The following is a 9427-nucleotide window of genomic DNA, read 5'->3' on the forward strand; positions in this document are numbered from 1 at the left end:
CTTGATCCGGAGATGCAATATTCATGTGCCTTCTGGGATGATGGGGCGCAAACCCTTGAAGAAGCCCAGCACCGCAAGATGAGCCTGACCACCCAGCGCCTCAAGATCAATGAACCGGGGTTGCGGGTGGTCGATATCGGTTGTGGCTGGGGCGGGCTCAGCCGCTTTATCCACCGCGAAACCGGGGCAGAGGTACACGGCATCACGCTTTCGACCGAACAATATAATTGGGCACAGGAAAAACGTGCCGAGATGGGCGATAACATGAAGGCGGGCCTTGATTATCACCTGCTGGACTATCGCCTGTTTGCCGATGCCAATGCCGGGAAATATGACCGGGTGGTATCGGTTGGCATGTTTGAACATGTGGGGCGCCATCAGTTCAGAACCTATTTCGAGAAGGTTGGTGAACTTCTGAAGGCGGGCGGTCGTGCCGTGATCCACACGATCATCAAGCCGCGGGCGGAATTCACCTCGCCCTGGATCGACAAGTACATTTTCCCGGGTGGTTACATTCCGGCCGTCCATGAGGTGGTCGAGGCCGCCGAGCATGCGAACCTGACGGTGGAGGCATCGCATTTCCATCCCGGGCGCAATTATGCCAAGACGCTGATGGCGTGGCGCGATCGGTTCCGGGATGTGGCTGATGATCTTGATCCGGAAAAATACGACGAAGAATTCAAACGCATGTGGGAATTCTATCTGGCGGGTTGCATCAACGCCTTTGACGCGGGCGAGGGCGGTGGCGGCATGCGGGTCGGCCAGTTCGTCTTTACCAAGCCGGGCTTCGAATATGCCTAAAGATACAGGGCGGGGAACGATGGTTTCCCGCCCTGTTTGTTTTATGCGTGCCAATTCCCATATCGAATAAGTGGGCGCGCACTGTTTCCGAAGCTGAATACGCAGCATGACTGCAAATCAAAATCAAACCAAAGCGGAATCAGAATGTGCCCTCAAACCAGACCACATCGCGTGATGGACCGGCACGACAGATGTGAAAAGCGAATATGAAAAGCGATGTTCCGGTCATTTTGTCGGGAGGAAACGACATGTTTGAACTGATCAGCCGGGATGACGCCAACCACCATACTCAATCGGATACCGCGACAGCGCCCCATATCGGACGGCCAGAGGATTATGTCCGTGCCTTGGCTGAAATTGAAATGTCGAGCTGCGAGCGCGATATGCTGCGTGCACATGCCAAGGCACCGGGGCGCAAGATTACCGGTACGAAACTTGCCGAGACGGTCGGGCATTTCGGCTGCCAGATCGGGAACAAGAAATACGGCCGCCTTGCTGCCAAGATTGCGACCGCAGCAGGTCTGCCGATGTGCAAGACTGATGTCAGTGACTATCTTGCAGCGATCTTTACCGTTGCCGAAGGAATGCAAGGCGAGGGTGAGGATTGGACATGGGAGATGCATGACAATGTCGTCAAAGCACTTGAAAGTTCCGGCATGGTCTGACGCAAAGGTATCATCAGCCCAGTATTTTTGTTTTTTACAGACGGGCATGTAACACCGCCCGCATGTGGCTCGTCCTTGTTGGCAGAGGGGGAAATTTTTCCCTTAAGTTCCTCGTGTCACCAAGGAGAATTGTCATGACTCGCTTTGCCTTCCACGAAGATACGCCTGCCCTGTTTCAGGCCCAGTTTGCCCTGGCCGCACAGCTTGGCGAAAACCCGCGGATCGCACCGGTCCTTCGCGATTTGATCGAATGCCGGGTGTCTCAGATCAATGGTTGTGCCTATTGCGTTCGGATGCATTCAGAAAGTTTTGCCAAAAATGGCGGTGACCCAACCAAGCTGACGATGCTTGCGGTCTGGGAAGGGGCACAGGGATTTGATGAGGCCGAACGTGCGGCACTGGCATGGGCCGAATGCCTGACCCGAACGGAAAGTCAGGTGGAGATATCGAAATGCCATCGTGCGCTGCTTGATCATTTCGAGGCTGCCGAAATCTCGGAGCTGACCTGCATCATTGCTACCATGAATGCCTGGAACCGGTTGGGTATCGCGCAGCATGAATACGCATAATCTGCGCAAGGTTCCTGACGGGGACACAAAAAGGACTTACACTAGGACGGAAACAGCGGTACGGGATTTGCCCGTATCGCTTCATTTGCTTGGTGGTACGTCCTTGGTAGACCGGATTTTCGAAACACATCGCGCCCGGCTAACAGCGCTGGCTTATCGCATGCTCGGTAGTCATGCCGATGCCGAAGACGCGGTTCAGGATGTATGGTTGCGTTGGCGCCAACAGGATCAGGATATGATCAAGGATGCTACTGGCTGGCTTGTGCGGGTATGTAGCAACATATGCCTTGATGTCTTGAAATCGGCTCGGCGGCAACGTGAAAATTATGTCGGCAATTGGTTGCCTGAACCGTGGCTTCCGCCCGAGCAGCCCAAAGCCGAACAGCAGCTGATCGAGCAGGATGGCCTTGGTCAGGCTTATATGCTGATGCTTGAACGTTTGGCACCTGTGGAACGCGTGGCCCTTGTGCTTCATGAAGTGTTCGACTGGGTGCATGATGACATTGCCCCGCTGATCGAACGCACGCCAAACAATACCCGTCAGATACTGTTTCGAGCACGACGCAAGATGCAACGCGAAAGTGACCGTGACGCGACACCAGAACCGGATTCAACGACCTGCGACCGTGCCAAACTGGACGCTTTTGTAACGGCAATTGGTTGCAGCGATGTAAGCGGATTACTTGATCTGTTGGCCCCTGATGTGATCTTGCATTCAGATGGTGGGGGTAAGGCACTGGCAACCGCCAACCCGCTATATGGCGCGGATCATGTGTTACGCTTCTTCATCGGGGTTTGGGGCAAGCGTAGTGCTGACGAGCGTGTGTTTCATATCACGCTGGACGATGAATGCTGGCTTCTGATGGTGGAGAACGGCGTGGTGACGACGGGTATCTGCGCTTCTGAACGTGATGGACGAATCATTGATCTGTTCGTGCACCGAAACCCGGACAAGCTGGCATTGTTTTCGCCCGTTCTTGCCGATGCCATACCGATCGAACTTTCAAATAAAAAGGCCGGGTGATTTCCCGGCCTTTTGTCATTGAAGCTTACTTGATGCTGTCATTTGCCTGAATGGTTAGACCCATCAATTCAGCTGCTGTGTTTGGTTGAATACCACCTGCGGCGATGACGCCAAACGGAACCGGTTCATCAGGCGCCAGCGAAATCACCAGATGTTGCGGGTCATTCAGCCAGGTGACAAGTTCACCAATGTTTTCTGCCAGCTTTGGAAACGGTGCAAAGTTCTGCTGGGTTTGCATCAGGGTCATTGTTCCGATCATCTGCAAGTCTTCTGGCGACTGGCGTTGGCTTTGTGCGATCAGGCGCAGGAACATTTTGACCAGTTTCTCCCCCTCGATTTCAAGGCGTGCACCGCCAAAACCGGCTTGGGTCAAACCAATCTGTTGCAGTTTTTCTGTCTCGCTCAGGCGGGTTGCCAGAAGTCGGCTCATGACATCGCGGGGTATGTTCCCGATGCTGACTGACAAGCTGATGCTGCCAATATCATCGATCGAGGTATCTTCGATGTTATGGGTGAAAAGCCCTGCTTCTTCATCCCAGATGACTGAAGCCTTGCCATTGATGCTAACGCGTTCGAAATCTTCAACACCAAGAATACCTGCGATGGCGGGTTTGATTGGTGAGTTGTCCGAAACTTTCAGATATAGGCCTTCGTAAGCTGTTCGCGCTTTTTTGGCGAACGTCATGTTGCTGCCTTCCAGCTGAACGGGGTCGCCAAGGCTGGCATTTCCGCGCTCCAGTCCAAACTCAATCCTGCTGTCCGGGGCCATATTGCCAGCAATCGACAGATCAGAGACAACCAGGCTTTCATAGATCAATGGCGATATCAAAACGCCGATATCGCCAAGTGTTTGGGTCATAAGGTTTTCGAGTTGTGCCTCGGGGTCGGTCGATGTCGAAACACCCATAGCATCAAACATGCGGTGAACACGATTTAGGGAAAGCTTAGAGATTTCGAAGTTACCCAGCTGCATGTTTGGCTTGGCTTCGTGGTTGCTTACATTGACGTCGATGCCAGCAAGCTGGAACTTTTCAAGGGCACCATTCTTGAAGCCATCAATGGCAAGGATACCCAGTTTCCCCGTACCGGTAACGTCCTCTACAAGCAAATCATTGATGGAAAAATGCCCGATCGACAGATTATCGACGATGTGTTGCCACTCGCGGCTGTCAAGTTGGTGGTTATCATCGAAGGCGTCTGTGCGCAGTGATTGCACAATGTCCTTGATGTTAATTTCAGCAACCGTTGCCTTGACCATGTCATCACTGACGATTTGGATGTCTGTCAGGGTCGCGCTTTCAACGCCTTCACGGTTGAGCTGATTGGAAGCAAATGCCGCAGTGTTGATTTGCTTGTTGTCATCAAACGAGATGGAAACGCCAGTTCCCGAAAGGGCGATGCAGTCATCTAGCGGCGTCTGGGGGAGGGCAATGTTTACTGGCTCCGTCAGGTGCAGGGTACAGTTATCTGCTGTCATTGTTTCCAGTGAAACGGCCTCGCTGCCCATCGGATTGGTATAGTGAATATTCTGGATTGTGACTTTGCCGAGCTCCACCGGATTAATGATTTCAAAGGCAACGAGATCCGCAGTGACGGCGTGTTCGGCGCCTGCATCAATGATCAGATCAATCACTTCCCCGGACTCAGCTGCATATTGCGGCCCGTTCGCGCCAGGTGTCATATGCAGCGTGTCTAGTGACACCGCATGGGCGGAAATTGACTGAGAACCAAACTCGACCGTCCCATTTTCAGCGGTTACCTGATTGGCAAGGACGTCGCCGAATGGATTGGCGTTGATCAGGGTGAGCCAGTTGACTTTTCCGAGCGCAAGCATATCGGCGGTAAACTTGACGCCTTCACTGTTGCGCAGGGTGATGTCCGTGGCGGACATCGTGCGGTTAAACAAAGACAGCTCGAAATTATCGAATGTGCCACCCAGACCTGAGTTCGGACTGGTCAAATGTGTGCGAAAGCGGCCTTCGAAAAAGGATGGCGCTGCAAAATGCGCGCCGACGGCCAAGGCGGTGATAACCCCGATACTTCCCAGAATGATTTTGTTTTTGCTCATGTGACCCTGCTTAATGGCACTTTTGCGCACCTTGTTTGGTTTATATTACCAAATCAGCTTCCGGCCTCACCATCAGAGTGTCAACCCGCACAAAAGAACAGGCCCGGCTGCAATCAGCCGGGCCTGTTAAAGATCTGAGTTTTGTAGATCAGAAAACTCAGACGAGCTTGTCGAGTTCGTTGATCAGCGATTCGCCCATGACGGTGGTCGAAACCTTGGCCATGCCGTCCTGCATGATGTCAGCAGTACGCAGACCGCCTTTAAGGACGTTCTGAACTGCGTCTTCAATCAGGGTGGCATCATCGCCCATGTCGAACGAATAGCGCAGCATCATGGCAAAGGACAGGATGGTTGCCAGCGGGTTGGCGATGTCCTGACCGGCAATGTCCGGGGCGGAGCCGTGTACCGGCTCGTACAATGCCTTGCGGGCACCGTTTTCATCTGCCGCACCAAGGGATGCGGACGGCAGCATGCCAAGCGACCCGGTCAGCATGGCGGCACAATCGGAAAGAATGTCGCCAAACATGTTGGTGGTGACCATCACGTCAAACTGTTTCGGGTTACGGACCAGCTGCATTGATGCGTTATCGACATACATGTGGCTCAGTTCGACTTCCGGGAAGTCCTTGGCAACACGTTCGACAACTTCGCGCCACAGAACGGTGGATTCCAGAACGTTTGCCTTATCGACAGAGCACAGGCGCTTGTCGCGTTTCATCGCCATATCAAAGGCTACGCGTGCAATGCGTTCGACTTCCGGCTCGGAATAAACCAGCGTGTTAAAGCCGTGACGCACACCGTCGCGTTCTTCGATGCCGCGCGGCTGGCCGAAATAGATGCCTCCGGTCAGTTCACGCAGGATCATGATGTCCAGACCTTTGACGATGTCTTCCTTCAGCGAGGATGCACCGGCAAGTGCGTCAAACACCAGTGCGGGACGCAGGTTGGCAAACAGGCCCATTTCCTTGCGGATTTTCAGAAGACCGCGTTCCGGTTTGATATCGAACGGCATGTCATCCCATTTCGGACCACCAACAGCACCCAGCAGAACGGCGTCTGCGGCCATTGCATCGGCCAGCGTTTCGTCGGTCAGCGGATTGTTATGCGCGTCAATCGATGCGCCGCCAATCAGACCTTCGGTGATTTCAAAATTCACACTGCGCTTTTTTGCCATCCAGTCCATGACGCGCTGAACCTGACGCATGACTTCCGGGCCAATTCCGTCGCCCGGCAGCATCAGTACTTTTTTGGTGGTGCTCATAAATGCTTCCTTCCCAGATATTTTCCGGCCAGATTTTTTTGGGGTGGATCACCCCGTAACGATCAGAAAACGGGCGACAAACCGATGTTTGCCGCCCGTCTTGCAATTACAGCGACAGCCAGGGCTGCGATGCAGCGCGCTTGGCTTCGAAATCATTGATGGCATCCGCCTTCTGCAGGGTCAGACCGATATCGTCGAGACCATTGAGCAGGCAGTGCTTGCGGAATTCCTCAACTTCAAACTTGATGCAGCCGCCATCCGGACCGGTGATTTCCTGTTTTTCAAGGTCAACGGTAACAGTGGCGTTGGCACCGCGTTCGGCATCAGCCATCAGCTTGTCGACATCTTCCTGCGGCAGACGGATCGGCAGGATGCCGTTCTTGAAGCAGTTGTTATAGAAAATGTCGGCAAAGCTCGGTGCAATCACGCAGCGAATGCCGAAATCAAGCAGCGACCAGGGTGCGTGTTCACGCGAGGAACCACAGCCGAAGTTATCACCAGATACAAGGATCTGGGCGTTGCGGTAAGCCGGTTTATTGAGAACGAAATCCGGGATTTCGTTGCCGTTGTCGTCATAGCGCATTTCATCAAACAGGTTCTTGCCAAGGCCCGAACGTTTGATGGTTTTGAGGAACTGTTTGGGAATGATCATGTCGGTGTCGACATTGATCATCGGCAGCGGTGCGGCAACACCGGTGAGCTTGGTGAATTTTTCCATTATCTTATCCCTTGCTTCCAGTTTCCCAGGCCAGACCGAGTGCTTCGATCAATTCTTCGGTCGCGTCGAGTTCCTGCGCAACGAAGTCCGGCAGATTAATGCCGGTGAGTTGCGGCAGGAGGTGCTCAAGCACCGGTGCGCGGCCCAGACGAGGGGCACTTTCGCGGAAATTGATGAATGTCTGATCGGCCATGGGAACCTTCCTTAACCGAGTTTACGAATGTCGGTCAGATGACCGGTGATCGCAGCCGCAGCTGCCATGGCCGGGCTGACGAGGTGGGTACGACCACCACGGCCCTGACGGCCTTCGAAGTTACGGTTCGAGGTCGAAGCGCAACGCTCGCCCGGGGCCAGACGGTCCGGGTTCATTGCCAGACACATCGAGCAGCCCGGCTCGCGCCAGTCAAAGCCTGCTTCGATGAAGATCTCATGCAGGCCTTCGGCTTCTGCCTGTTCTTTCACAAGGCCTGAGCCCGGAACGATCATGGCATTGACAGTTTCGGCAACCTTGCGGCCCTTGGCGACTTCGGCAACGGCACGCAGGTCTTCGATACGACCGTTGGTGCAAGAACCGATAAAGACGCGGTCGATCTTGATTTCCTCGATCGGGGTACCGGCGGTCAGACCCATATATTCAAGCGAACGCTCAATCGCTTTTTGCTTGCCAGCATCCTTGCCGTCGGTTGGGAACGGAACAGTGCCCGTGACCGGTACGACGTCTTCCGGGCTGGTGCCCCAGGTGACCTGCGGGACGATGTCGGCGGCATCAAGTTCGACAACCTTGTCGTAATGTGCGCCTTCGTCAGACGGCAGGGTCTTCCAGTATTCAACAGCCTGTTCGAACGCGGCACCTTTCGGTGCCATCGGGCGGCCCTTGATATATTCAAAGGTTTTCTCGTCCGGGGCGATCAGGCCGGCACGTGCGCCGCCTTCGATCGACATGTTGCAGACCGTCATGCGGCCTTCAACCGACAGTGCACGGATGGCCGAGCCAGCATATTCGATGACATAGCCGGTACCGCCAGCCGTCCCGATGCGGCCGATGATCGCAAGAGTGATGTCCTTGGCCGTTACACCCGGATGCAGGTCGCCTTCGACCTTGACCAGCATGTTCTTGGCCGGTTTCTGAACCAGGGTCTGGGTGGCCAGAACGTGTTCAACTTCCGAAGTGCCAATCCCAAATGCAAGCGCGCCGAATGCGCCGTGGGTGGAGGTATGCGAATCACCGCAAACCATGGTCACGCCGGGAAGAGTGAAACCTTCTTCCGGGCCGACGATATGCACGATGCCCTGACGCAGGTCAGCCATCGGGAAATAGTGAATGCCGGTATCCTTGGCGTTCTGATCAAGGGTTTCAACCTGAATACGGCTGTCTTCTTCCTTAATGCCTTCGGAACGGTCAGACGTCGGAACGTTGTGATCAGGCACAGCAAGGGTCAGTTCGGGATGGCGCACTTTGCGGCCCGAATTGCGCAGACCTTCGAAGGCCTGCGGGCTGGTCACTTCGTGGACGAGATGACGGTCAATATAAAGCAGGCAGGTACCATCATCCTGCGTATCGACCACATGGCTTTCCCAAATCTTGTCAAAAAGGGTTTTAGGCTGACCCATCTCGACCTCCTCATAAAACATCGATCTTTTGAGCAGCAACTATCTTCCCGTCTGATGCGGTCCTGAATGTCACGAAGATTGGTGCAATACCTGCCATTGACGGCGGGTGGGACTTGACGTTTCTTCGGCGCAACCGGCTTTATCCAGTTTACGTAATTTTATTATCCAGAACCACGCGGGTTTGATCGTTTTTGCCGCGGGAGTGCCTTTATACACGCCGCCCTCTAAATCGCAAGGTACAGGGCGCGTGTTTTTGGGTGTTTCACACTCCGAAATAGAGTGGCGCGATCCGGAGCATCCCAAAGTAGCTAAATCAGGCGTTCCGGATTTACGTAAGGGATATCTGATATAACTTAAGCTGATAAATTAATCGCCGGGTTTCTGCGGGACTTGTTCTACGGTCACGGAATCTTGCGATTCGCTATAATGCAATCAATGCGTGTATATGTCGTTATTTGATCCCGCCGGATATGGCGAGAGGGAGAAACAAAAACGGGCCCACCCGAAGGTGAGCCCGTATTTTTGTCCGACGTTGCGGAACGTGCGAATTACTTCTTCGCGCGTTCTGCTGCGGTCAGTTTGCCTTTGTGACCGGTGGTCTGCTCGGCGATACGTGCAGATTTACCGGTACGGCCACGCAGGTAGTAGAGTTTCGCGCGACGTACGTCACCGCGGCGAACGACTTCGATTTTGTCGATGGCCGGGGAGTA

10 protein-coding genes are annotated in these 9427 nt (G+C 54.1%); 4 read left to right on the plus strand and 6 right to left on the minus strand.

The genetic code is table 11. From position 1 onward, the window contains the following. The 4 genes from B2R48_RS02230 to sigJ all read left to right on the plus strand — a co-directional run. Positions 1–801, plus strand: an 801-nt coding sequence (locus B2R48_RS02230) for an SAM-dependent methyltransferase (protein ID WP_296997275.1), incomplete at its 5' end; no start/stop codon positions are given. Positions 802–1049: 248 nt separating this feature from the next. Continuing rightward, complete coding sequence (locus B2R48_RS02235; RefSeq protein ID WP_296997278.1) at positions 1050–1466, plus strand: hypothetical protein; 417 nt, start codon at positions 1050–1052, stop codon at positions 1464–1466. A gap of 134 nt (positions 1467–1600) precedes the next feature. Further along, the gene (locus tag B2R48_RS02240) at positions 1601–2035 is read left to right on the plus strand and encodes a carboxymuconolactone decarboxylase family protein (RefSeq protein WP_213474197.1); all 435 of its coding nucleotides are present in this window, start codon (positions 1601–1603) and stop codon (positions 2033–2035) included. After that, positions 2022–3059 (plus strand): RNA polymerase sigma factor SigJ, encoded by a 1038-nt coding sequence (sigJ, locus tag B2R48_RS02245; protein WP_296997282.1) that lies wholly within the window; start codon positions 2022–2024, stop codon positions 3057–3059. The genes B2R48_RS02240 and sigJ overlap by 14 nt, the downstream gene beginning before the upstream one ends. 25 nt (positions 3060–3084) lie before the next feature. On the opposite strand, the gene B2R48_RS02250 is transcribed toward sigJ, so the two are convergent. The 6 genes from B2R48_RS02250 to B2R48_RS02275 form a co-directional block, all read right to left on the minus strand. Beyond that, on the minus strand, positions 3085–5127 hold the full coding sequence (locus tag B2R48_RS02250) for a hypothetical protein (protein WP_296997285.1): 2043 nt from the start codon (positions 5125–5127) through the stop codon (positions 3085–3087). Positions 5128–5284: 157 nt separating this feature from the next. Then, complete coding sequence (gene leuB / locus B2R48_RS02255; protein ID WP_296997288.1) at positions 5285–6388, minus strand: 3-isopropylmalate dehydrogenase; 1104 nt, start codon at positions 6386–6388, stop codon at positions 5285–5287. A 106-nt stretch (positions 6389–6494) separates the two neighbouring features. Continuing rightward, positions 6495–7106: a 3-isopropylmalate dehydratase small subunit gene (leuD, locus tag B2R48_RS02260; RefSeq protein ID WP_062955956.1), complete on the minus strand. Its 612-nt coding sequence runs from the start codon at positions 7104–7106 to the stop codon at positions 6495–6497. Positions 7107–7110: 4 nt separating this feature from the next. Beyond that, positions 7111–7299 carry a hypothetical protein gene (locus tag B2R48_RS02265; protein ID WP_296997293.1) on the minus strand — a complete coding sequence of 63 codons (189 nt, stop codon included), beginning with the start codon at positions 7297–7299 and terminating at the stop codon, positions 7111–7113. An 11-nt stretch (positions 7300–7310) separates the two neighbouring features. Next, positions 7311–8717: a 3-isopropylmalate dehydratase large subunit gene (gene leuC / locus B2R48_RS02270; RefSeq protein ID WP_213474193.1), complete on the minus strand. Its 1407-nt coding sequence runs from the start codon at positions 8715–8717 to the stop codon at positions 7311–7313. A 548-nt stretch (positions 8718–9265) separates the two neighbouring features. Then, on the minus strand, positions 9266–9427 hold a 162-nt coding region (locus B2R48_RS02275), incomplete at its 5' end, for a 50S ribosomal protein L19 (protein WP_296997297.1).

The organism is Thalassospira sp. UBA848, assembly GCF_002295455.1.
In the GTDB taxonomy this organism is placed as follows: domain Bacteria; phylum Pseudomonadota; class Alphaproteobacteria; order Rhodospirillales; family Thalassospiraceae; genus Thalassospira.